This window comes from Halomonas sp. PR-M31 (assembly GCF_001039575.1).
Classification (GTDB): Bacteria; Pseudomonadota; Gammaproteobacteria; order Pseudomonadales; family Halomonadaceae; genus Modicisalibacter.
Map to the genome: position 1 here is coordinate 1 of NZ_JIBT01000019.1, position 22,150 is coordinate 22,150.

The 22,150-nt window shown below is 56.1% G+C and carries 22 protein-coding genes and 1 pseudogene; 14 read left to right on the top strand and 9 right to left on the bottom strand.

The genetic code is table 11. The features are described 5' to 3' along the window. The 6 genes and pseudogenes from CH74_RS06085 to CH74_RS06110 all read right to left on the bottom strand — a co-directional run. Nucleotides 1–224 (bottom strand): annotated as a pseudogene (locus CH74_RS06085) (branched-chain amino acid ABC transporter permease LivH); the annotation flags it as partial. A gap of 106 nt (nt 225–330) precedes the next feature. Then, on the bottom strand, nt 331–1,443 hold the full coding sequence (locus CH74_RS06090) for a branched-chain amino acid ABC transporter substrate-binding protein (RefSeq protein WP_048306588.1): 1,113 nt from the start codon (nt 1,441–1,443) through the stop codon (nt 331–333). Between the two features lie 236 nt (nt 1,444–1,679). Continuing rightward, nucleotides 1,680–2,501 carry an endonuclease VIII gene (gene nei, locus CH74_RS06095; RefSeq protein WP_048306589.1) on the bottom strand — a complete coding sequence of 274 codons (822 nt, stop codon included), beginning with the start codon at nt 2,499–2,501 and terminating at the stop codon, nt 1,680–1,682. A 3-nt stretch (nt 2,502–2,504) separates the two neighbouring features. Beyond that, the gene (uvrB, locus tag CH74_RS06100) at nt 2,505–4,532 is read right to left on the bottom strand and encodes an excinuclease ABC subunit UvrB (RefSeq protein ID WP_048306590.1); all 2,028 of its coding nucleotides are present in this window, start codon (nt 4,530–4,532) and stop codon (nt 2,505–2,507) included. 68 nt (nt 4,533–4,600) lie between these two features. After that, entirely contained in the window at nt 4,601–5,005 is a 405-nt protein-coding gene (locus tag CH74_RS06105) for an OsmC family protein (protein WP_253272971.1), read from the bottom strand. 25 nt (nt 5,006–5,030) lie between these two features. Beyond that, nucleotides 5,031–5,222, bottom strand: coding sequence for a hypothetical protein (locus CH74_RS06110; RefSeq protein ID WP_048306591.1), 192 nt, complete (start codon nt 5,220–5,222; stop codon nt 5,031–5,033). A 310-nt stretch (nt 5,223–5,532) separates the two neighbouring features. On the opposite strand from CH74_RS06110, the gene CH74_RS06115 reads away from it, so the two are divergent. The 4 genes from CH74_RS06115 to CH74_RS06125 all read left to right on the top strand — a co-directional run bounded on the left by CH74_RS06115 (nt 5,533) and on the right by CH74_RS06125 (nt 9,187). Further along, nucleotides 5,533–6,045, top strand: coding sequence for a DUF3015 family protein (locus CH74_RS06115; RefSeq protein WP_053070653.1), 513 nt, complete (start codon nt 5,533–5,535; stop codon nt 6,043–6,045). Nucleotides 6,046–6,198: 153 nt separating this feature from the next. After that, the gene (locus tag CH74_RS06120) at nt 6,199–8,034 is read left to right on the top strand and encodes a DUF4105 domain-containing protein (protein ID WP_172656307.1); all 1,836 of its coding nucleotides are present in this window, start codon (nt 6,199–6,201) and stop codon (nt 8,032–8,034) included. Between the two features lie 107 nt (nt 8,035–8,141). Next, nucleotides 8,142–8,465 (top strand): hypothetical protein, encoded by a 324-nt coding sequence (locus CH74_RS19975; protein WP_367379100.1) that lies wholly within the window; start codon nt 8,142–8,144, stop codon nt 8,463–8,465. Next, nucleotides 8,447–9,187: a folate-binding protein YgfZ gene (locus tag CH74_RS06125; RefSeq protein WP_367379101.1), complete on the top strand. Its 741-nt coding sequence runs from the start codon at nt 8,447–8,449 to the stop codon at nt 9,185–9,187. The genes CH74_RS19975 and CH74_RS06125 overlap by 19 nt, the downstream gene beginning before the upstream one ends. Before the next feature lie 19 nt (nt 9,188–9,206). Here CH74_RS06125 and CH74_RS06130 read toward each other — a convergent pair whose 3' ends face one another. From CH74_RS06130 to CH74_RS06140, 3 genes are read right to left on the bottom strand one after another with little or no spacing between them, the layout of a single operon-like run. Continuing rightward, entirely contained in the window at nt 9,207–9,974 is a 768-nt protein-coding gene (locus CH74_RS06130) for a TatD family hydrolase (RefSeq protein WP_048306593.1), read from the bottom strand. A gap of 23 nt (nt 9,975–9,997) precedes the next feature. Then, complete coding sequence (mscL, locus tag CH74_RS06135; protein ID WP_048306631.1) at nt 9,998–10,480, bottom strand: large conductance mechanosensitive channel protein MscL; 483 nt, start codon at nt 10,478–10,480, stop codon at nt 9,998–10,000. Between the two features lie 39 nt (nt 10,481–10,519). Next, nucleotides 10,520–12,109 (bottom strand): peptide chain release factor 3, encoded by a 1,590-nt coding sequence (locus CH74_RS06140; protein ID WP_048306594.1) that lies wholly within the window; start codon nt 12,107–12,109, stop codon nt 10,520–10,522. Between the two features lie 253 nt (nt 12,110–12,362). Between CH74_RS06140 and CH74_RS18610 the strand changes: the two genes are divergently transcribed. The 10 genes from CH74_RS18610 to CH74_RS06185 all read left to right on the top strand — a co-directional run bounded on the left by CH74_RS18610 (nt 12,363) and on the right by CH74_RS06185 (nt 22,093). Further along, nucleotides 12,363–12,530, top strand: a complete 168-nt coding sequence (locus tag CH74_RS18610) for a hypothetical protein (RefSeq protein ID WP_156181404.1) — start codon at nt 12,363–12,365, stop codon at nt 12,528–12,530. Between the two features lie 23 nt (nt 12,531–12,553). Continuing rightward, nucleotides 12,554–13,708 (top strand): hypothetical protein, encoded by a 1,155-nt coding sequence (locus CH74_RS06145; RefSeq protein ID WP_048306595.1) that lies wholly within the window; start codon nt 12,554–12,556, stop codon nt 13,706–13,708. A 78-nt stretch (nt 13,709–13,786) separates the two neighbouring features. Next, nucleotides 13,787–15,064, top strand: coding sequence for an ATP-binding protein (locus CH74_RS06150; RefSeq protein ID WP_048306596.1), 1,278 nt, complete (start codon nt 13,787–13,789; stop codon nt 15,062–15,064). Between the two features lie 28 nt (nt 15,065–15,092). Then, entirely contained in the window at nt 15,093–15,635 is a 543-nt protein-coding gene (locus CH74_RS06155) for a response regulator transcription factor (RefSeq protein ID WP_048306597.1), read from the top strand. Between the two features lie 106 nt (nt 15,636–15,741). Next, nucleotides 15,742–16,563, top strand: coding sequence for an inositol monophosphatase family protein (locus CH74_RS06160; protein WP_048306598.1), 822 nt, complete (start codon nt 15,742–15,744; stop codon nt 16,561–16,563). Nucleotides 16,564–16,713: 150 nt separating this feature from the next. Further along, entirely contained in the window at nt 16,714–16,989 is a 276-nt protein-coding gene (locus CH74_RS06165) for a GrxA family glutaredoxin (protein WP_048306599.1), read from the top strand. 192 nt (nt 16,990–17,181) lie between these two features. Continuing rightward, entirely contained in the window at nt 17,182–17,949 is a 768-nt protein-coding gene (locus CH74_RS06170; protein ID WP_048306600.1) for a DUF1338 family protein, read from the top strand. A 336-nt stretch (nt 17,950–18,285) separates the two neighbouring features. Then, complete coding sequence (locus tag CH74_RS06175) at nt 18,286–20,235, top strand: acetoacetate--CoA ligase (RefSeq protein ID WP_048306601.1); 1,950 nt, start codon at nt 18,286–18,288, stop codon at nt 20,233–20,235. A 92-nt stretch (nt 20,236–20,327) separates the two neighbouring features. Continuing rightward, nucleotides 20,328–21,200, top strand: coding sequence for an acyltransferase (locus CH74_RS06180; protein WP_048306602.1), 873 nt, complete (start codon nt 20,328–20,330; stop codon nt 21,198–21,200). Further along, nucleotides 21,146–22,093 (top strand): LysM peptidoglycan-binding domain-containing protein, encoded by a 948-nt coding sequence (locus tag CH74_RS06185; protein WP_253272972.1) that lies wholly within the window; start codon nt 21,146–21,148, stop codon nt 22,091–22,093. Before CH74_RS06180 ends, CH74_RS06185 begins: the two co-directional genes overlap by 55 nt. Nucleotides 22,094–22,150 lie beyond the last annotated feature (57 nt).

Here is a 22,150-nt window from a genome sequence, read left to right on the forward strand (position 1 = left end):
GCTGCCGCGATCAGGAACAGAGTGTTATCGATACCCATCATCGCCAGTCCCGTGATGACGATAAAGGCGATATAGGTGCCGATCATATAGATTTCGCCGTGAGCGAAATTGATCATGCCAATGATGCCGTAGACCATGGTGTAGCCGATGGCGATCAATGCATAGGTACTGCCGATCGTCAGGCCATTGATGGTCTGCTGCAGGAAATAGAGGAGTTCATCCATTGAGGTTACCTGCGAAACATCGCCCGGTCAGTTTGTGACCGGCCGGGCGAGTGATATTGTCATTGTCGTTATTTAATGCGCTGAACCAATCAAACGCTATCGCGCATCAGTTGGCTTCTGTCTTGGTGCCATCGGCGTGCCAGTTGTAGACGACGAAGTTGAACTCTTCGAGATCCCCTTTCTCGTCATATTTCACCTCACCAATCGGCGTATCGAAGGTATTTTCGTGCAGATAGTCGGCGACTTCGTAAGGATCCGTCGATTCGGTTTCTTTCATTCCCTCGGCCATCAGATAAACGGCGCTGTAGGCCGGCATGACGAAGGGGCCTGAAGGGTCCTGATTCTTGGCTTCGAAAGCCTTGACCAGGTCGGCATTAGCCGGATCGGTTTCAAAAGCCTGGGGTAGCGTAACCAGCAGCCCTTCCGAAGCCTCGCCGGCAATCTTGGAAATATCCGGGTTACCGACACCTTCTGGCCCCATGAACTGAGCGTCAAAGCCTAGCTCCCGGGATTGACGCAGCAAGAGTCCCAGCTCCGGGTGATAGCCCCCGTAATAGACAAAATCGACGTTTTCACGCTTGAGCTTGGAAATAAGCGACGAGAAATCCTTGTCACCGGCGGTGATACCCTCGAACAGAACGACATTGACACCGGCCTCCTCGACGGTATCGCGCACGCCGGAAGCGATACCCTCGCCGTACTGCTGCTTGTCGTGGATGATCGCCATGTTCTCGGGCTTGGCCTGCTCGGCGACGTATTGGCCGGCAACCGGACCTTGCATGCTGTCAAGGCCGATGGTGCGAAAGACCGTTTCATAACCGGCTTCGGTAATTGCCGGACTGGTTGAGGCGGCGGTGATCATCAGGATTCCCTCTTCGGCATAGATATCCGAAGCAGGCTGAGTCGCGCTGGAACAAAGATGACCTACCACGAACTGCACACCGTCATTGACGATCTGGTTGGCCACTGCGACCGCCTGTTTGGGATCGCAGGCATCATCGTACTTCACGCCCTTGAGCTGCTCGCCGTTGACGCCACCTTGCTCGTTTATGCGTTCGATGGCCATTTCGGCGCCGGTGAACTGCATGTCTCCATACTGTGCCAGGGGTCCTGTCACCGGACCGGCCAGACCGATGGTAATGTCTGCCTGGGCCGCCAGACTGGACATCCCCGCACCTACGGCCACTGCCAACAGCGACTTGCGTATCGTGTTTTTCATATTTTTCCCATCTCGTTGTTATCTTTAGGAAAAACCGCCGCATTCAAGCGACTGTTCGAGGATATTATTGACAGCTTCATTGCAGAGTGTAAAGCGTCTTTAGTTCAATATGAGTGCGTTTGATCCGACGTCTTGTGATTACGTCAGACGAGCACGATGAGCAGGACCATCTGATGAAGATAATCGACGATAAATATTACTGCCAGGAAAATAGATAACGGTATAAATACCTGATATCAATTGCCTTGACATACAGGGCAGAAATAGAGTCGGCGGGAAGCTACCATGGTGCGCTCGACCAGCCTGCCACAGCCATGACACGGTAAACCGTCACGTTGAAATACGGCAAAACGCCACTGCTGACGTTTTTCTCCCTGCCGACGCGCTGCCTTGGCCCAGTCATCGCGATTGGTGACCCCTTTCTGGCGATAGGCACGCTCGACCACTTCCAGCATCATTCGCGCCAGCTGCTCTCGTTGAGCTGTCGTCAGATCCATGGGTCGCTGCCGATAAGAGAGCCGGGCAAAAAACAGGATTTCGGAGCGGAGATAGTTGCCGATGCCGGCAAACAATGACTGATCCAGTAGCAAGTTGCCAAGTGCCCGTCGTTTGAATCGTGTCGCCTCCAGACGCTCGACGATCGATCCGACGCTCACGGCATGAGTCAACAAATCCGGCCCTAGCCGAGCCAGAAAAGGATGTTCTTTCAGTCGATCGGCCTGCCACAAGGAGATATCCGAGGCACTGTACAAACTTGCCGAGCGCCCTTGCGCCGTGAGACGCGCTCGCAATGAGCGCTTGGTATCCGGCTCGCGTTCCTCGTCGTGATATTTCCATACGCCGTAGAGCTGATTGTGCGAATAAAGTACGCGCTCATCGTCGAAGCGAATCAGCAACGCCTTGCCCCAGCTGTCTACCGCCGCCACCTCACGACCTTTCAAGGAAGCGGCTTGACTGGCAAGTTCTGGAAAGGCGAACCACACCTCATCAAGGCGTCTACCGCCGATCTGCTCTTGAAGAGCATCCGCAGTACGGCGGATTTCGGGGCCTTCCGGCATCGCTCAGACCGTTCCTAGAAGCAATTGCTGCTCTTTGAGTTTGTGCAACTGATCCCGTAGCTGAGCCGCCGTCTCGAATTCGAGATTCTGCGCCGCCTCGTGCATTCCGTCTTCGACTCGAGATATTTCCTTGATGAGCTCATGGGGCGCCAAGGTGCTTGGATCGTAAATGGCGTCTTTTTCTGCCACCTGGCGTTCGCTCTTGCGACGGTTGCCCTTCTTGCCCGGGGTCTGGGCGCCTTCCATGATATCCGCCACGGACTTGGTCACGGTTCGTGGTGTGATGCCATGCTCTTCATTATGGGTGATCTGCTTGGCCCGACGCCGTTCGGTCTCATCGATGGCGCGGCGCATGGAATCCGTAACCCGATCACCATAGAGAATCGCCTTGCCCTTGGCATTACGAGCAGCGCGACCGATGGTCTGAATCAACGAACGGTCAGAGCGAAGGAAACCCTCCTTGTCCGCATCGAGGATCGCCACCAGGGACACTTCCGGGATGTCCAGCCCCTCACGCAACAGGTTGATGCCCACCAGCACGTCGAACTTGCCCAGGCGCAGATCCCGAATGATCTCGACCCGCTCCACGGTATCGATATCCGAGTGCAGATAGCGTACCCGGATATCATGCTCGTCCAGATATTCGGTCAAATCTTCCGCCATGCGCTTGGTCAGGGTGGTGACCAGCACCCTTTCGCCTACGTCGGTACGCAGTCGAATCTCAGAGAGCAGATCATCCACCTGGGTCGAAGCCGGACGCACCTCGACTTCCGGATCGAGTAGTCCGGTAGGACGCACCACCTGCTCTACCACCTGACCCTGATGTTCGGCTTCGTACTTACCCGGTGTCGCGGAGACGAACACCGTCTGCGGACAGACGCTTTCCCACTCCTCGAAGGTCATGGGACGATTGTCCAGGGCCGAGGGCAGCCGGAAGCCGTATTCGACCAGAGTCTCCTTGCGTGACCGATCACCTTTGTACATGCCGCCTACCTGGGGCACGCTGACGTGAGACTCATCGATGAACAGCAGCGCGTCCGCGGGCAGATAGTCGAAGAACGTAGGCGGCGGTTCGCCGGGTTTGCGACCCGAGAGATAGCGGGAGTAGTTCTCGATGCCGTTGCAATAGCCGAGTTCCAGCATCATCTCGATGTCATAGAGGGTACGCTGTTCCAGGCGCTGCGCTTCAACCAGCTTGTCGTGCTTGCGCATCCAATCCAGCCGGCCCGCAAGCTCTTCCTTGATCGAATCGATGGCACCCAGAATGGTTTCCCGAGGCGTCACGTAGTGACTCTTGGGATAGATGGTCATGCGCGGCACCTTGCCACGCGCCTCCCCGGTCAACGGATCGAACAGACTGATCGTATCAATCTCGTCACCGAACAGCTCGACCCGTACCGCCTCCTCCTCGGAGTCCGCCGGGAAGATGTCGATGACGTCGCCCCGCACTCGATAGGTACCGCGACGAAAATCCATGTCATTGCGGGTGTACTGAAGCTCTGCCAGACGCCGCAGAAAAGAGCGCTGATCGATGAGTTCGCCACGATTGAAGTGCAGTCGCATCTTCAGGTATTGGTCCGGGTCGCCAAGACCATAGATGGCCGACACCGATGCCACGATCAATGCGTCCTTGCGCTCCAGCAGCGCCTTGGTGGCAGACAGGCGCATCTGCTCGATATGGTCGTTGATCGAGGCATCCTTCTCGATGAAGGTGTCCGAAGACGGCACGTAGGCTTCGGGCTGGTAGTAGTCATAGTAGGAGACGAAGTATTCCACTGCGTTGTCCGGCAGGAACGACTTGAACTCGCCGTACAGCTGCGCCGCCAGTGTCTTGTTGGGGGCCATCACGATGGTCGGACGCTGCAACTTTTCGACCACGTTGGCCATGGTGAAGGTTTTACCGGAGCCGGTCACGCCCAGCAGAGTTTGATGGGCCAGGCCCGCTTCAAGACCCTTGACTAGCCCAGCAATGGCAGCCGGCTGATCACCAGCCGGCTGATAGTTTGATTGAATACGAAAGGATTTGCTCATGCACTTGAGATGGTTCCCCAGAGGATAAAGTTCAAGCGTAAACGTACTATAAAAATAGATCCGGGAAGCTAGGTGTCCATCTTAGTGGTTATCTGCACATCCGAAGTCGTCAACAGCCGATGGATCGGGCAGCGATCGGCAATCTCCAGCAGCCGGGCACGCTGTTTCTCATCCTCGATGCCTTCAAAGGCCATTTCGATATCGACGCGATAAACGCCGTGACGCTCCTGGCTGTCGTCCCGAGTGACGGTCACCCCTACCTTTTCCAACGGCCACTCCTTGCGCCGGGCGTACATCCGCGCAGTAATTGCCTTGCAGGCACCCAGGGCCAGATCGAGATAGTCGTGAGGGTCCGGCGCACTTTCCTCGCCTCCCACGATCTTGGGCGCATCGACGATGATATCCTCGAAGGATTCAATCTCGGCGCGCTGGCGCAACCCGTGACGATCCATACTGGTGATGACGATAGTCAAGACATTCTCCTTGATGGCTTGGTACTCAGTTTGCCTTGATGCCGAGCTTTTCCACGGCGGCGATCAAGGTCTCACGGCGCACGTTGCCTTCCACCTCGGCGCCGTGACGCCCAACCTCTGCACTCTCGACACCGTCCAGGGTCATTAGTGCAGTGGTAACGCGGTTGACCTGCTCAACACTTTCGAGTTCTTCGAAACTCAGCGATATGTGATCCACGAAAGTTTTCCTGTCGAATGGTGACACCGCTAGTTTGCAGTATAGAGTCCCAGTCGTCGAAGAGTAGCACTAGCCGCGGGTAAAAAACCCTCGGTCAATGCGCATTTCAGCCATATCCAATATAAAGATTCGCGAAAGGTTTTCTTTTTATTTCAATGATTTGATACCTCTTCCTTACTGTTATTAATAGCGCCTACGCTAACGAAAGATGTCTAGGCACTCCTCGTAAAGCGTAAATCTTCATCAGAGAGGACAACCCTTTCGGTGATAAATCTGTGCGGTATCGATAATTAAAGGGAGCAACGACATCATGAGAAATACGATCAAACTTCATAGCGCTGCCATCGCAGTTGCTTTTACGCTTGCCGGAGTGCTTGGAGTGAGCGCGATGGCAAGTGCCGACGTTGATAAAGACAATCTGAATCCGTGGCAACATTGCGGTATCGGCGCTGCTATTTTCGACAAAAATGAAACCGCTGCAGCGATCTCCAATGTCATCTGGGATTCCGGCACCACGGCCGTAACCTCAGCCACTCTTTCTCCTGACACTTGCGAAAGCGAACAAGTCCAGGTCGCTCAGTTCATCGATGAAACCTACGATGTACTCGCGATGGAAACTGCTGTGGGTGAAGGCGAGCATCTGCAAACAGCCTTGACCCTTGCGGGTTGTGCAGCAAGTACTCAGGAAGATGTCATCGGCACCTTGCGTACCGACCTTGGCAAGATCAGCGTCGATGCACGCTATGGCGATATGTCCCACAGCGATAAGGCCTACGAGTTTTACCGCAGTCTGACCACTGCTTCCGGTTGTTCCGTGGGTTAAACCCAACCGACCCGAATGACGGAAAAGATCGGAGCACTTTGCTCCGATCTGCCGTTCCCTCTACAACATATCCAACAATTCCGATGAGGCTTCTCCATGCGGCGAATTCGATTGCTCGTGGCTTTCTGTCTTGGCGCTTTGAGCGTTGACAGCATGGCGAATGAGATATCGCTTGCCGACGATGAGCAGTGGCGCTCGCTCTTGCATTTCGATCGAGGCGGCTTCTTCGAAGCGCCACGCAGTGCGGTCATCGACTCTAATTTTTTCCTTGCTCCTAATGGTGCTACCGATCCGACAGCAGAACTCGAAGCGACTCTGAACGCTTTTCGAGAAGATCCGAAGAGCATGGAAGCTGGGGCTCATGCGCTGTGCCGCTTTCCTGCACGAGCCTTGTGGATCAGTCGAATGACTGGAGAACAGTGGCCCCAAGGTGCAGTCTGCCCGGATTTAGATGTATGGAAAGAACGTTATCAGGATGCCTCGGTGGGACTGGTATTCGCCTCAGGGTATCTGGGAAACCCAGCCTCGTTTTTCGGACACCTGATGATTCAATTGACGCCTTCTGCGGCAGAGTCGAAGGAGTGGGTCGACGCGACTCAACTGCTCGATACCAGCCTCAATTTCGGTGCGGACGTGCCCGCAACGGACGGTCTTGCCAAGTACATGGCCAAGGGCTTGCTGGGGGGCTATGAGGCAAAATTTTCCAACGCGCCCTTCTATCGCAATACGACGATCTATTCCGAGAGGGAAATGCGCGATCTCTGGCACTACGAGCTAGCGTTACCGGATTGGGATCGTCAGCTTCTGATCCTCCATCTGTATGAAATCCTTGGTCAGGATTACGACTATCTTTTCTTGACCCAGAACTGCGCGTCACGAATCGCCCGAACCCTGGAAGTTGTCGTTGATACCGACCTGACCGCTGGTAGCGTCGCCTGGGTTACGCCAGAAAGCGTGATTCGCAATATCGGCACTATTAACAGTAGTTCAGGTAATAGTAATAGCTCAGACCAGCCATTGCTCAAGTCGGTCACTCACGTACCCTCGCGTCGCCTGATCACCGAGCAGCGCTATCGCGCACTAAGCAGTGCAGAGAAAACCGCGGCCCGCAGAATAGTGCCAAGAACGGATCACCTCGACCTGACCAGACCAGAGTACCTTGCGTTGTCACCCAAGCGCCGCGCAGCGGTGATCGAAACTTTGCAGAGTCATGTAGCTCTCTTGCGCGACACCCAGCCGCAAGCGACCTACCCGGATATCACGCGCCGGCTTCAATTGGAGCGCCTTGGGCTTCCTCCCGGCCAGCAGTCCGAGAATACGCAGACGAGCACGCCGATTCATGAAGCAACCCCTTCCAGTGCCATAAGAGCACAGGGTATCTACAATAACGTTCTAGGCAGCGGTTTGCGCTTGACGATACGGCCACTGCACTATGATTTGATGGATAGCGAAGCGACACGCATGCCCAACGCCGCTTTGGAAATCGGCACGACCAAAATCGATCTTGGATATGGAAATCCCAAGCTACGAGAATTCACACTATTCTCGATCACTAATCTTTATACGCAGCATGTTCCTCTACCGGCATCACCTACCCTGGCCTGGCATGCATCTGCGGGTATAGCTCGCTCAGCACTCGACTGTAACAATTGCCTCGATGGCAACGCCAAACTGCTTGCCGGCAAGTCCTCGCAGTTCGGCAGTCATATCCCTTTTGCCTTGATAGGCGGTCAACTCAGGACGCAGCGTCACAATGACGGCGCCCTGGCGCCAATGGCCCAAGCAGGTTTGCTGTCGCATTGGGCCAGTCGTCAGCGCACGCTCCTGACCCTCGAACACGCCGATGCTCTCCAGGGGAGATCTTCTCGATCGACGCACTGGAATATTCAATATCGCCTGGCCTTGAACAATAACCTGGATATCCGGGTCGAGGCACAGGGCGATGACGATGCCAGAGAACTCGCAGCCGGTATGTCGTTCTATTTTTGATTAGAGTATTCATAATGCTGCCGGAAGACGTTCGAGCTCCATCACCTTGCAATCCCTTGCGCTAAACCCAATAGTCATGAACAAACTCGGCGCTCAACGGAGCCCTCATGACCAATTGGACTGCTCATCTTCAAGCGGCCGGCGCACGCTGTCATGGCGAGCGCCAGATCGATTTCGGCGACCCACGACAGGCCCATCAGCCCAATGATGCCACCCTGCTCTCCCCCTTGATCCATCTCGGCATTCTGGAAATCGAAGGAACGGATACAAAACGCTTTCTTCAGGGCCAGACCAGCGCCCAGGTGGAATTGGCGAATGGCGATTTCGCACCTTTGACTGCGTTCTGCTCGGTCAAGGGTCGTATGTTGCTAACGCCCAACTGCTGCGCGTTGCCGAAGACCGCTATTGGCTGTTGCTCGATCGCGACTTGATCGAGCCGCTCACCAAGCACCTAAGCAAGTTCGCGGTTTTCTACAAGGCAGATATTCGTCCGCGAGACGACCTGGCCCTGATCGGCCTTCTGGGTCGCGATGCCCCGGCATTGCTGGAAGCACGCCTGGACATGCTACCGCCTGCCATCTGGCATCAGACGATGCAGGATGAATGCACACTGCTGCAGCATCCTGGCCCACGCTCTCGCTTCGTTGCGTGTGTGCCTTCAGCAGAGGCCAATACGGTCTGGGATGCCCTGGCTCGCTCGGCAACGCCGGTGGGCAATGCGGTCTGGCAATTGCACGACATCAAAGCGGGCCTTGCCTGGCTGACTGCGGCGCAGCAGGACACCTATCTCCCCCAGATGATCAATTGGGAAGCGCTTGGCGGTATCAGCTTCAAGAAGGGCTGCTATACAGGGCAAGAAGTCGTGGCTCGCGCGCATTTTCGCGGACAGGTCAAGAAGCGTCTGATACGGGCACAGCTCGATGGAAACCTAGTTCCCGAGCCCGGCACGCCGGTATGCAATGCCGAGGGCAAGCGTCATGGTGAGGTTTTCATCGCCGCTCTGGATGCCTACGACCAGGCGGAGATACTCGCGGTAGTCAATACGCGTGATGAGGAGACACCGCTCGAGGTTCTTGGGCAGCGTTTAAAGCGTCTCAAACTGCCCTATGCTATTGAGCGTCTCGACCCGGAGGAACTCGCCGCACAGGGCTAAATCACCCCGGGTTCCTGCGTTAGCCAACGTCGAGGCCGAACAATCGCAGCGCATTGCTCGTGCTGTTCAGGGCGACCTGCTCGAAGGGTTCGCCTCGTAAACCGGCGATATGCTCGCACACCCGAGCCACTCTTGCAGGTTCGTTACGCTGCCCTTGAAATCCCGCCAAGGGCATGTCCGGGCTGTCGGTTTCCAGCACGTAGCCATCATTCGGTAAAGAGACGACCGCGCGCTGCAGCCGCTTGGCCCGCTCATAGGTCGTCGCCCCACCTAGACCGAGCACAAACCCCAGATCGAGAAACTTACCAGCCTGTTCCGGGCTGCCGGCGAAAGCATGAATCATCCCACCCCGGGACAAATTCAGCTGACGCAAGCGCTTGGCAACCTTGTCGTTGGCCCGCACGCAATGAACCACGACCGGAAGATCGCGCTGCTTTGCGATTCGCAGCTGTGCATCGAAGAGCTGCCACTGTGCATCGAGGGTTTCTTCAAAGCGTGCATCGATGCCGCACTCCCCCAGCGCCACGGTGTCAGGATGCTCATCGAGCATCGCCTCCAGCGCCTCGATATCCTCATCTTCATGCTCTTCCATGAAGTAAGGATGAAGGCCCAGGTTCAGACTGACGTCCTCCCGCCGAGCAAGCTCGATCACCGCCGGCCAACGCGCTCGCGTCGTGCCAGGCACGATGAAATGTCTGACGCCGATCCCACGAGCCCGAGTGAATACGGCTTCGCGATCATCATTGAAGTCGTCGAGATCAAGATGGCAGTGAGCGTCGATCAGCATCCCTTTCCATGGACTCCATTCGGCTAGCGGGTTTGCATTTCGTCATCGAGCCTGGAGGTACAGGCAGGACAGCGGGTTGCATCGACGGGAATCTTGCTGATGCAGTAAGGACAGCTCTTGACCGTCGGTGCGGAGGTTTCCGGCGGATAGGCCAGGTTCTTCAGACGATTGATATTACGCACCAGGATAAACACCGCCAGGGCGACGATCAGAAAAGACAGCAAAGCATTGAAGAAAAGACCGTAATTGAGGGTCGCCGCGCCAGCGGCCTGAGCCTGTTCCAGGGTGTAGTAAGGCCCTTCTCCACTGCCTTGACGCAGCACGATAAACTGGTTGCTGAAATTGATGTCGCCGGTGATCAATCCAATCACCGGCGTGAAGATATCCTTGACCAGGCTATTGACGATGGAGGTGAAGGCAGCACCAATGATGATACCCACCGCCATATCGACGACATTACCCTTGACTGCGAATTCGCGAAATTCCTTGAGAAACTTCGATGCCATGATCACTGGATCCTCTTTTTGGAAGTTCAGGATTTGTTTTCAGTGTTCCCGGGTCGCGTTGAAGCGCACCTCCGGCCAGCGTTCCTGGGTCATCTGTAAATTGACGCGAGTCGGTGCAATATAGGTTAGATAGCCCCCACCATCCAAGGCGAGATTGGTGCTGGCCTTGCGCTTGAACTCATCAAGTTTTTTGGCATCGTCGCAGTACACCCAGCGCGCCGTCTGAACGTTGACTGCCTCATAGATGCAGTCGACCTTGTACTCTTCCTTGAGCCGGTGGGCGACCACGTCGAACTGCAAGGTGCCCACGGCGCCGACGATCAGATCGTTATTGTCCAAGGGCATGAACACCTGGGTCGCGCCCTCCTCGGAAAGCTGCTGCAGGCCTTTTTGTAGCGCCTTCATCTTCAGCGGATCGCGCAGGCGTACGCGCTTGAACAACTCCGGTGCGAAGTGCGGAATGCCGGTGAAACGCATCTCCTCGCCCATGGTGAAGGTATCGCCGATCTGGATGGTGCCGTGGTTGTGCAACCCGATGATGTCCCCGGGCCAGGCCTCCTCGACCTGAGCCCGGTCCGAGGCCATGAAGGTCAGGGCATCGGCAATCTTGACGTCCTTGCCGATACGCACATGACGCATCTTCATGTTTTTTTCGTACTTGCCGGAACAGACCCGCAGAAAGGCCACCCTATCCCGATGCTTGGGGTCCATGTTGGCCTGAATCTTGAATACGAAGCCGGAAAACTGTGTGTCGTCGGCACTAACGGTTCGCGTATCCGTATCTCGTGCCTGAGGCGCCGGCGCATGTTCGACGAAACCATCGAGCATTTCGCGCACGCCAAAGTTGCCCATGGCGGTACCGAAATACACCGGCGTAAGTTCGCCGCGACGATAGGCCTCTAGATCGAACTCATGAGAGGCGCCGCGTACCAGCTCCACCTCCATGCGCAGCTCCTCGGCTTGCTCGGTACCTAAGGTTTCATCGACCTGAGGGTTGTCGAGGCCTTCGATGCGCACATCTTCGGGAATACGGCTGCCCTGGCCCTGCTTGTAGAGATGAATCACATCGGTATAAAGATGATAGACCCCACGGAAATGGCGCCCCATGCCGATGGGCCAGGTCATGGGGGCGCATTGGATGTTGAGTACCGTCTCGACTTCATCCATGACCTCGACCGGATCGCGGATATCGCGATCCATCTTGTTGATGAAGGTCAGAATCGGCGTAGTGCGAAGCCGACATACCTCCATCAGCTTGATAGTGCGCTCCTCGACACCTTTGGCGCCGTCGATCACCATCAGCGCCGAGTCCACGGCGGTCAAGGTGCGGTAGGTGTCCTCGGAGAAATCCTCGTGTCCTGGCGTATCGAGCAGATTGACGATTCGCCCGCCGTAGGGGAACTGCATGACTGAGGTGGTCACGGAGATTCCCCGCTCCTGCTCCATTTTCATCCAGTCCGAGGTGGCATGGCGCTCGTTGCGCTTGCCTTTGACGGAACCAGCAAGCTGAATGGCATTACCGAACAGCAAGAGTTTTTCGGTAATGGTGGTCTTACCGGCATCCGGGTGGGAAATGATGGCAAAGGTGCGGCGAATATCCGCTTGTTGGGCTATCTGGCTATCGGGCATTGAGCGGTATCGCTAAGTTGTACTCAGTTTCGAACGCGTCGAAAGACGTTCAAAACCAAAGGAAGTGTGTTCTGGTGAGAGATTGTAATCATTGCGACCATGTGAGTGTAGCGTCTGAGCTTCATTAACAGTCTCTATCGTGACGATTAACACGAACGCTTCTCGTCGTTATCATGATCTGAATACCGAGACCTCTGCTATAAAACATGCCAAGCTGTTTCTCGTGAGTCCCGTTATTGGCCAGGAGATATCCATGAGCGATCGTTACGCGGTGGTAAAAGAATTCGATAATGACGACGAGGTGGTTGGCTGGAAGGTGATCGATACCGAACAGGATAATCACGTCATGGCGACCCACTCATCGGAGGGTGAGGCTCAGCGTGAAGCCAGCGAACTGGAAAGCAAACACACCTCTTCCTGAATCCATTATCGATCTATCCCATTATGCTGACACCCTATGATTTTGGCGCCGTAGGCGACGGGCGCGCCGATGATACCCAAGCCGTCAATGAGTTTCTCGCCTACGCCGCTGACCACATCGTGCTGGAAGCCAAGTTCGTGGGCACATTCCGTGTGACCGATACGATCAAGTTTCGCCCCAGCGATCCCAAGCAGAAGTCATTTGCCACCAGCGACATGCGCATGAGAGCCACGTTGATCGTGGATCGTTCCCTGCGCAACCCTGGCCCCGGCGTCGAGATTGCAGGAGTGCGAGGCTGCGTGTTCGGTGGCAAGCTGACGATAAAGGGTGTCACCGGACGGCGCTGGCCAGAAGATCGCAACATGACCCATGGCGTCGTCTATGGGGACAACGTGCGCCACACTCTGTTCGATTCGCTGTACGTTTCCGGCGCCCTGCTGTGGGGCGTGCAGAAAGTCGGCAAGGGCGAGGATGCGGTGGAGGACATCGGTTCCAATAGCCGCGTTCATCATCGCATGCTGTATTGCCACGACTGCGGCTTGTCAGACCGCAACAAGGCGTCCGCCGCCTGGGCCGGTCGCTATGTCGGGCATACCGACAACGACGATAGCCATGGCCGCGAGCGCTCCATCATCACCCTGGCCGATCCTGCGCCACCCCACTTGGAGGATGCAGGCCGCAGCGTCGTTCTCATTCGAGACAATCTCTACGGCGTTGCCCGGGTAGTGGATAGAACGCATCTCGAAGTGTTTCCCCGTATCGCCCAGGACGTGGCTAGCGGTGACGAGGTGACCTTTGCCATTGGCGGCGGCGTGTATCAGGACAGCGTCGATTTCAGCCTCTGGGCCTACGACATCGTCGATGTCGCTTGGTGCGGCATCGGTTGGTACGACGCCAACTCCTATGGCAACGCGGTTCAGCTGATGCATGTCAAGGAAGCCACGGTAGCCGGTCTCATTGGTCGCTTTCCAGACGGCTGGACCCACGGCGGTTTCATCGGTCAGCTCTACATCGAAAAAGGCAGCGTCATTCGCGGCCTGCCAACTTGGGGCGCGTCATCCTTTACCTTCGGCAATCGCGAAGTCGCCCATGAGAAGGATTTCTATCGTATTCGCGCCAATAAAGGTGAAGAGTACCGCCGCGCGCCTTTCCCGAATACGCCGTCTGACGCCGAATAGAAGCTGTCACCGAGTGCCGCTAGGAAGCAAGGGAGGTGAATCGGTTATCATGGCGCCACCTACTCTCGTGGAATCGCCATGCAGCCCCCTCTTCCCTTGCCGCTCTCGACGCCCAATCGTAATCTGGTACGCCTGACGCTGATCCGCGGCATCAGCTGGACCGGCTTTCTCGGCGCGATCGTTTTCGGTATCGAAGTGCTTGGTTTCGAACTGCGCACCGTGCCGGTCATCAGCGTCATCATTGCCATGGGCCTGATCAATATCATCACCTGGTGGCGTCTGAGCCGCCCCCGGGCCGTCACCAACACCGAATATCTCCTGCAGCTGCTCGTCGAGGTCGCTGGGCTCGCCATGCTGTTCTACTTTACTGGCGGGGCCACCAATCCGGTCATCAGCTACTATCTGGTTCCGGTGACCATAGCCGCCGCCACGCTACCCTGGCTGTATGCCTGGATCGTCGCCAGCGCTGCCATGGCCTGCTATACCTTTCTGATGCTCTTCTACGATCGTGTGCCGGAAATGAGTCACGGCCTGATGAGTCCGGATATCAGCCTGCATGTATTGGGCATGTGGCTGAATTTCGGTTTATCCGCCGGTCTCGTGACATTTTTCATCTACAAGATGGCGCTGGCGCTGCGGCGGCGAGACATGGCATTGTCTCGCACCCGGGAAACCGTGCTGCGTAACGAGCAGGTGCTTGCCGTGGCAACTCAGGCGGCGGGCACCGCTCATGAGCTTGGCACCCCCCTCTCCACCATGGCGGTGCTGCTAAGCGAAATGCGCCATGATGCCAAGGGCGATCCCGCTCTGGAAGAGGATATCGACCTGCTTCGCCAGCAGGTGGACACCTGTAAATCCCGCCTGCAGCATCTGGTGGAGAACGCGGATCGCCGCCGCCTGGCAGAACCGGAGGTTCGCCCTGCCGAAGAGTGGTTGCGCTATCTGATTCAGCGCTGGCTGGTACTGCGCCCGGACGTCACCCATCGCATCGAGTCACTCGGCAAGCGAGGCTCACCGGAGCTGGCGGTAGACACCACGCTGGATCAGGCGCTGATGAATCTGCTCAACAATGCCGCGGACGCCAATCCCAACGACATTTTGATCAGTCTCGACTGGAATCATGAAGAAGTGATTATCGACATTCGCGATCACGGCCCTGGTGTCACCATGGCGATCGCCGATCAGCTCGGCGACACTTTCGTCTCGACCAAGAGCAAGGGCATGGGTATTGGACTGTTCCTCACCCATGCCACCATCAATCGCTTCGGCGGCGGCGTGAGCCTGTACAATCATGAAGAAGGTGGCACCCTGACCGAAGTCAAGCTGCCTCGCGCCCTGGCGGGTCAGACTGTTTAGAAGAAAATCACGAGAGGTTCATCAAACAATGACCAACGACACTCCGGAACGCCTGCTGATCATCGATGACGATGAGATGTTCTGTTACGTCATGCAGCGCGCACTCAGTCGGCGTGGTTTTGATGTGACCGTTGCCAGCGATGCCGACCAGGCGCTGGCAGCAGCGCGCCGCTCCCCACCACAGCTGGCAACCCTGGATCTCAAGCTCGAACACACATCAGGCCTCAAGCTGTTGCCTGAGCTTCTGGCCATCGTACCCGAGTGTCGCGTCGTGGTACTTACGGGCTATTCGAGTATTGCGACCGCGGTCGAGGCCATCAAACTTGGTGCGATGAATTATCTCTGCAAGCCTGCGGACGCAGACGAAATTCTTGTTGCATTTGGTCGCGACGAAGGCGATCCGGATATTCATATTGCGGACAACCCTCCTTCGATCAATCGCGTCACCTGGGAACACATTCAAAAGGTGTTGCAGGAATATGACGGCAACATATCCGCCACCGCTCGAGCCTTGGGCATGCATCGCCGAACCCTGCAACGCAAGCTGCAAAAGCGCCCGGTGCGACGCTGACGCGCCAGCCATCATCGGGACCCGGGATGCCATGGATGCTAAACTGGCACAGCATTTTCGTGCTCTATCGTCGCATTCTATCTTTACACCCCAGGCAGGAGGCCTTATGCAACTCAGCGAGCGACTTGCCATCACCGTAGGTATTGCCGAGCAAGCAGGACGCATGATTCGCAAGGCGCGCCAGGAACAGAATTTCGAGCAGCGTTACAAACAAGATGAAGAGCTGGTCACCGACGCAGACGTGGCCGTCGATCGTTTCATCGCCGAGCAGTTGGAAACGCACTTCCCAGGGGAGGCCAGACTGACCGAAGAGCTTTCGCCGGAACGGGATGTTCTTGAACAAGGTGTCGATCTCTGGGTAATCGATCCTATCGATGGCACGGTCAATTTTGCTCGAGGATTGCCTCATGTAGCGGTATCCATTGCCTGGTCTCACAAGGACAAGGTACAGCTTGGCGTCGTTCACGCCCCGTTTCTCGATGAAACCTTTACCGCCCTGCGGGGCAAGGGCGCTTATCTCAATGACAAGGAGATCAAAGCCAGCGCCGCCAAACGCCTGGAGCACAGCCTGATCGCGACCGGGTTTCCTTATCGAAGAGAAGGACGTGCGCCTTTGCTGAGGCGCTTTGGAGCGGTCATGGATGCCTGCAAGGATCTGCGACGCTGTGGCTCCGCTGCACTGGATTTATGCAATGTGGCCTGTGGCCGTCTGGACGGTTATTACGAAAGCGTATCGCCCTGGGATTTTGCGGCGGGGTTTTTGATTGCACAGGAAGCCGGCGCGCGTACCGGGCATCTCTATCCTTGCCCGGACAACATTCCCAAAGAGCTTTATGGTGAACATATACTGGCAACAGCACCGGATATCTACAAAGCGCTCAATAAACTACTTATTCAGGCCGACGAGAACCGCGTACCCGTTTCTTGAATGTTCGCCTGCCCATGCTTGAACGGATTCGGACCGATAGCAGCGTGCAATAATGCAGGTAGTGACACTCTATTGGCATTATATTCTGCAATGGGAAACAATGGCGCACATTCTTTACTAGCTACTTTCAATTTTCCAACAGGAGTCTCTATGCTTACTGTCATTTTCGGTCGTCCCGGCTGCCCATTCTGTGTACGTGCAAAAGAATTGGCGGACAATCTTGCCAATCAACGGAATGATTTCAGCTATCGTTATATCGATATCCACGAAGAAGGCATTACCAAGGCGGATATGGAAAAGACGATTGGCAAGCCAGTAGATACGGTACCGCAAATCTTTGTCGATCAAACACATATCGGCGGCTACACCGAGTTCGATCAATACGTTCGCGATAATGAATTGCTGTCAAGTGCCGCTACAAACTAGATTACGATGTACCTCATGATGACGCCGATCCTTTGATCGGCGTCATCGTTTACGCTTGCATAACAAAACCATTCATATTTTTTCTTTCGTGTATCCCTGTCGTTGAATCGATGTCGCGCTAAACGCCTATACTCTTTGACAAGGTCAAGTTAAAGACTCATCAAAGGGTCGCGCACAGGGAAGACGCCGGACATGCAACGCGAAGAATTCTTACAGCAGTTATGGCTGGATTACGTTCATATGCATCCGGAATTGGGTGGGAAGTACGCCTGGGCCCAGAGCAAGGATGCGGAGTATTTTGCCATACTGACGCTTAACATTGGCCCTTTTGGCGCCGATACGTTGCAACGATCGCTGACGCGTTTTGGCTATCGTTCCACGGGTCGCTTTGCGATCGTCGATCGCGGCTTGCTCGTCACCCTTCTTGCTCCGCCTGACGATGGCGCCTGGCTGCTACTGGGAGAGTTCCAGACCGGCTCTTTGATGCAGCAGCCTCGACGCCAACTACAGACCCTGGTCGATCAAACCCAGCCTAGGGATTTTCGTGGTCAGAATCTTCTTTGTCGCGGACGCCCTTGGCCAATGCCGGATTGGACGACCTATGAAAATCTTAGGGCAGAGCATCCATTGGCCGCCTGGCTCGCGATAATGGGCCCCCGGATGCATCACGTGGGATTTGACTGCGAGCGCCTTGGCAGCGATCTAACCTCCTTGGACCATAGTATGCAGCAGGCGGGATTGCTTGGAAGTATCGATCCGCTACAGGACATTTTTCCCGTATCCCCCTTACTACAATACCGATTCTACCCTGCCTGCGCCCAGCGGTTACCGTTTGCTCAAGGTGACGAACATCGTGTCATTACTGGCGGCATTGCCTTGGTTCAGAAAAGCCTCGCGGGTACTCAGGAACGCGCTGCGGAGCTTCTGCTGCCTCATCACACGCGCTGCGAAATCGCCTAAGCCGACGTTTGGCCTCGGGCCAATCGTAACGGTCGTTGCTCTTGGGCAACGCCAACCGGGTTATACACAAAAGCTGTGGGCAAGACTGTGTAAGAGCGCTGCATAGTGGATCGCAATGACGATTATTGCCTGCCTGGACGCCGCCGATCATTTTTTCGCCACTCTACTCAACCTAATAAAACTCTATCGAACGTTTAAACAACGACTTACAGTTGTCGTGATAGGCTATCGCTAGATCATATTGAAAGGACTCTCTGCGCGCAGAATACTGACTTCAATAAGCCAGTCTCGCGTGCAGCTACGACAACGACCAGGACAAGAAAAGGAGGGAGCAATATGTCGCAACCACTCTGGCAGCCTTCTCGATCACAAATCGAAGCGACTCAAATGTATGCCTTGATGCAGCGCATCAACAAGGAATACGGCACTTCTCTCGAAGACTACACCGATTTACATGCCTGGAGCATCGACAACCTGGAAGCCTTCTGGGCACTGGTTTGGGAAGATAGCGGCGTCGTGGCCCAACGCCGTGGTGAAAGCGTGCTGGCGCGACCAGATGCCATGCCGGGCGCCCGCTGGTTTCCCGAAGCACAACTGAACTATGCGGCCAACCTGCTACAGCGCCGGGATGATCATCCGGCACTGGTTGTGTGTGACGAACGCGGGCGTCGACGGACATTGAGCTACGCAGAGCTCTACGTGCAGGTCGCCAAACTGGCCCACGCCTTGAAAGCCAGCGGTGTCACCGAAGGGGACCGGGTTGCCGGGTTCGTGCCCAATAGCGAACATGCCATCATTGGCATGCTGGCGGCAGCCAGTATCGGAGCGGTCTGGTCCTCCTGCTCACCGGATTTCGGTTTCAGCGGCGTGCTCGATCGTTTTGGCCAGATCCAACCCAAGGTATTGATCGCCACGGACGGCTATACCTGGAACGGCAAGTCCATCGACACCCGGGAACGCATCGCCCAGATCAGCGACGCCATCGAGTCCTTGGTCCAGGTCGTGGTTTTCCCCTTCCTCGAGGACGATCCGGACATCAGCGTCATTGGCAAGGCGGTTACCTGGAAAGCGTATCTCGACAACGACGCCCAGGAGATCGAATTCGCTCAGGAAACTTTCGATCATCCGCTCTACATCGTCTACTCCTCGGGCACCACCGGTGCCCCCAAGTGCATCATACACTCCGCTGGCGGCACCTTGTTGCAACATCTCAAGGAGCATCGGCTGCATACGGATTTGCGTCAGGACGACGTGCTGTTCTACTACACCACCTGCGGCTGGATGATGTGGAACTGGCTGGTTTCGGGCCTTGCCTGCGGTGCGACTCTGGTATTGTTCGATGGCTCACCATTTTCTCCGGAGCCGGACGTGCTGTGGAAACTCACCGAACAGGAAGGCATCACGGTGTTCGGTACCAGTGCCAAGTACATTGCGGCCTGTGAAAAGGAAGGACTCACTCCGGGCAAGCAGCACAATCTAGATGCGCTGCGCGCAATTCTCTCTACCGGGTCGGCCCTTGCTCATGAATCCTTCGACTATGTCTATCGGGACATCAAGCAGGATTTGCTGCTGGCCTCGATCTCCGGGGGCACCGACATCGTCTCCTGCTTCGCCCTGGGTTGTCCGATTCGCCCCGTCTATCGCGGTCAACTGCAATGCCGGGGCCTAGGCATGGCGGTTGATGTCTTCGATGACGATGGCACGCCGCTGCGTGAAGAAAAGGGTGAGCTTGTCTGTACACGCCCCTTCCCTTCCATGCCCATCGGGTTCTGGAACGATCCTGAAGGCGAACGCTACATGGAAGCCTATTTCGACGATTTTCCCGGTATCTGGGCCCACGGTGACTATGCGGAAATCACTGCAGAAGACGGCCTGATCATCCATGGCCGCTCCGATGCGGTACTCAATCCTGGCGGCATTCGTATCGGTACCGCGGAAATCTATCGCCAGGTGGAGAAAGTCGAAGGCGTGCTGGAATCTTTATGTATCGGTCAGGAGTGGAATGACGACGTGCGGGTGGTGCTGTTCATAAGGCTACGTGAAGGCATGACCTTGGACGATGAGCTGCGCGATGAGATCAAGCGCACGGTTCGCGCCAATACAAGCCCCAGACATGTGCCGGCAAAGATCATTCAGGTCGCGGATATCCCACGCACCCTGTCCGGCAAGATCGTCGAACTGGCGGTGCGCAACGTGGTACATGGCCAACCGGTAAAGAACAAGGACGCCCTGGCCAACCCGGAAGCATTAAAGTTTTATCAGGATCTGCCCGATCTACAGAAATAGAGGCCTGTCCAGGATGGTCGACAGGCCATCCTGGACTGGGCAGCGCCGGCCCCATCCAGTAGCATACCCCCAAGTCATTGAAGGAGAATGGCATGTCGACCCTGAAAGGGATCGTCAGCATGCTGCTGCTGGTACTTAGCACTCTGTTCTGGGCAGTTCCGTTGTACGCCTTGGCACTACTCAAACTGATAGCCCCCACCCGGCGGCTGCGTGAGCGGCTGCTAGCCGGGCTCAATCATATTGCCCTGGCCTGGATCGGTACCAACCTGTGGTGGATGAGGCACTGGCTCAACCCCCGCCTGGAGATTCATTTACCCGAGGGGCTGTCGCCTCGACAGTGGTGGCTAGTCATCGTCAATCATCGTAGCTGGACCGACATTTTCATGCTGCAGCTGGCCCTGCATCGGCGTATTCCCATGCCCCGCTTCTTCATGAAACGCGAACTTATCTGGGTGCCGGTGATTGGACTTGCCTGGTGGGCACTGGAGTTTCCGTTCATGCGGCGCTACAAGCGCGATCGCCTGGAGCGCAATCCTCGTCTGGCCAAGCGCGATCAAGAGGCTACCCGATTGCTGTGCGCTCGCGCGCAAAATATGCCCATGGCGATCTACAACTTCGTCGAGGGAACCCGTTTTACCGCGGCAAAGCACAAAGCCCAGGCAAGTCCTTATGACAACCTGCTTAAACCCCGGGCAGGGGGCACTGCCCAGGTAGTGAGCCTGCTGGGAAAACGCCTGAGTGGCGTTCTCGATGTAACGCTGGTCTATACCCGGGAACGCCCCAATTTCTGGGACTTCCTATGTGGTCGCGAAACCCCGGTCGTGCTTCATGCGCGTCGAATTGAATTGCCGAACTGGATGCACGATGGGGATTACCATCGGAATCCGCAGTATAAGGAACGCTTCCAGACATGGCTCAACGCCTTGTGGCAGGAAAAAGACCGCACCCTCGCTTCATTGCGCTGATACTACTGGCGCTTTTCATGCTGAGCGGGTGCGCTTCATCATCCTCTTCTACCTGGCGTGGCGCTTCGCTGGCAGGGAACTGGGTCACCATTCAACGTGGCGACACGCTGGGCGCCATTGCTCGTCGCGCCGACATTCCTTTGGTACGGCTGCAGCGCTTCAATCCCGGCGTCAGTGCTCGCCAGCTTGCCATCGGTCAACGCATCCTGGTTCCCAGCAAGAATGAACGCGCTCCCTCCGGGGGGCCCTACCGTTATCAGGTAAGACCCGGCGATACCTATTCGAACATCGCTCGCTATTTTGGCACCACTGCCGGACGCATTCAGGCAGCCAACCGCTCCGCAAATCCTTCCCAATTGCGAATCGGTCAGATGGTGCAGGTACCCTTGAAGGGCGATAATCGCATCAGAAGCACCGCTGGCGTTTCAAGACCAGCCTCTTCTCGTCCCGCAGCCAAACCGGCACGGCCCGGGGTGGCCAAGCCGGTATCGCGTCCGGCCTTGAAGCCATTGCCAAGTCGTTCCAGGGGGTGGCCCTGGCCTCTCAACGATTACCGTATCGTGCGCTATTTTGGTGCCGACAAGCACGGTACCCTGCAACCCATGCTACTCAGCAGCCGTGCCGGCAGTCAGGCTCGATCGGTCGCGGACGGTCAAGTTCGTTTTGCCAGCAGCATGCGCCAACTGGGCAGGGTCGTGATCGTTCACCATGCGGATAACCTGCAAACGGTGTACGCCCTTTGCGATGCTCTCAAGGTCAACGATGGGGATCAGATAAAGGCTGGGACGCCGGTATGCACTGTTGGTTATAGCGGGGCAACACAGCGCTACGATCTATTGTTCGATGTACGTCATGGTGGCAAACCCATCGATCCGCGCAAGGTGCTGCGCTGATGCTGATGTCGAGCGGTCTTCTTTTGCTTAGCCCATTAAAAAACCGCTTCGGGTAGA

Excerpts from the sequence above, each read along its gene's own strand:
- CH74_RS06090 (WP_048306588.1), bottom strand. The coding sequence starts at position 1,443 with ATGAAAAACACGATACGCAAGTCGCTGTTGGCAGTGGCCGTAGGTGCG.
- nei (WP_048306589.1), bottom strand. The coding sequence starts at position 2,501 with ATGCCGGAAGGCCCCGAAATCCGCCGTACTGCGGATGCTCTTCAAGAG.
- uvrB (WP_048306590.1), bottom strand. The coding sequence starts at position 4,532 with ATGAGCAAATCCTTTCGTATTCAATCAAACTATCAGCCGGCTGGTGAT.
- CH74_RS06115 (WP_053070653.1), top strand. The coding sequence starts at position 5,533 with ATGAGAAATACGATCAAACTTCATAGCGCTGCCATCGCAGTTGCTTTT.
- CH74_RS06120 (WP_172656307.1), top strand. The coding sequence starts at position 6,199 with ATGGCGAATGAGATATCGCTTGCCGACGATGAGCAGTGGCGCTCGCTC.
- CH74_RS19975 (WP_367379100.1), top strand. The coding sequence starts at position 8,142 with ATGACCAATTGGACTGCTCATCTTCAAGCGGCCGGCGCACGCTGTCAT.
- CH74_RS06130 (WP_048306593.1), bottom strand. The coding sequence starts at position 9,974 with ATGCTGATCGACGCTCACTGCCATCTTGATCTCGACGACTTCAATGAT.
- mscL (WP_048306631.1), bottom strand. The coding sequence starts at position 10,480 with ATGGCATCGAAGTTTCTCAAGGAATTTCGCGAATTCGCAGTCAAGGGT.
- CH74_RS06140 (WP_048306594.1), bottom strand. The coding sequence starts at position 12,109 with ATGCCCGATAGCCAGATAGCCCAACAAGCGGATATTCGCCGCACCTTT.
- CH74_RS18610 (WP_156181404.1), top strand. The coding sequence starts at position 12,363 with ATGAGCGATCGTTACGCGGTGGTAAAAGAATTCGATAATGACGACGAG.
- CH74_RS06145 (WP_048306595.1), top strand. The coding sequence starts at position 12,554 with ATGCTGACACCCTATGATTTTGGCGCCGTAGGCGACGGGCGCGCCGAT.
- CH74_RS06150 (WP_048306596.1), top strand. The coding sequence starts at position 13,787 with ATGCAGCCCCCTCTTCCCTTGCCGCTCTCGACGCCCAATCGTAATCTG.
- CH74_RS06155 (WP_048306597.1), top strand. The coding sequence starts at position 15,093 with ATGACCAACGACACTCCGGAACGCCTGCTGATCATCGATGACGATGAG.
- CH74_RS06160 (WP_048306598.1), top strand. The coding sequence starts at position 15,742 with ATGCAACTCAGCGAGCGACTTGCCATCACCGTAGGTATTGCCGAGCAA.
- CH74_RS06165 (WP_048306599.1), top strand. The coding sequence starts at position 16,714 with ATGCTTACTGTCATTTTCGGTCGTCCCGGCTGCCCATTCTGTGTACGT.
- CH74_RS06170 (WP_048306600.1), top strand. The coding sequence starts at position 17,182 with ATGCAACGCGAAGAATTCTTACAGCAGTTATGGCTGGATTACGTTCAT.
- CH74_RS06175 (WP_048306601.1), top strand. The coding sequence starts at position 18,286 with ATGTCGCAACCACTCTGGCAGCCTTCTCGATCACAAATCGAAGCGACT.
- CH74_RS06180 (WP_048306602.1), top strand. The coding sequence starts at position 20,328 with ATGTCGACCCTGAAAGGGATCGTCAGCATGCTGCTGCTGGTACTTAGC.
- CH74_RS06185 (WP_253272972.1), top strand. The coding sequence starts at position 21,146 with ATGGCTCAACGCCTTGTGGCAGGAAAAAGACCGCACCCTCGCTTCATT.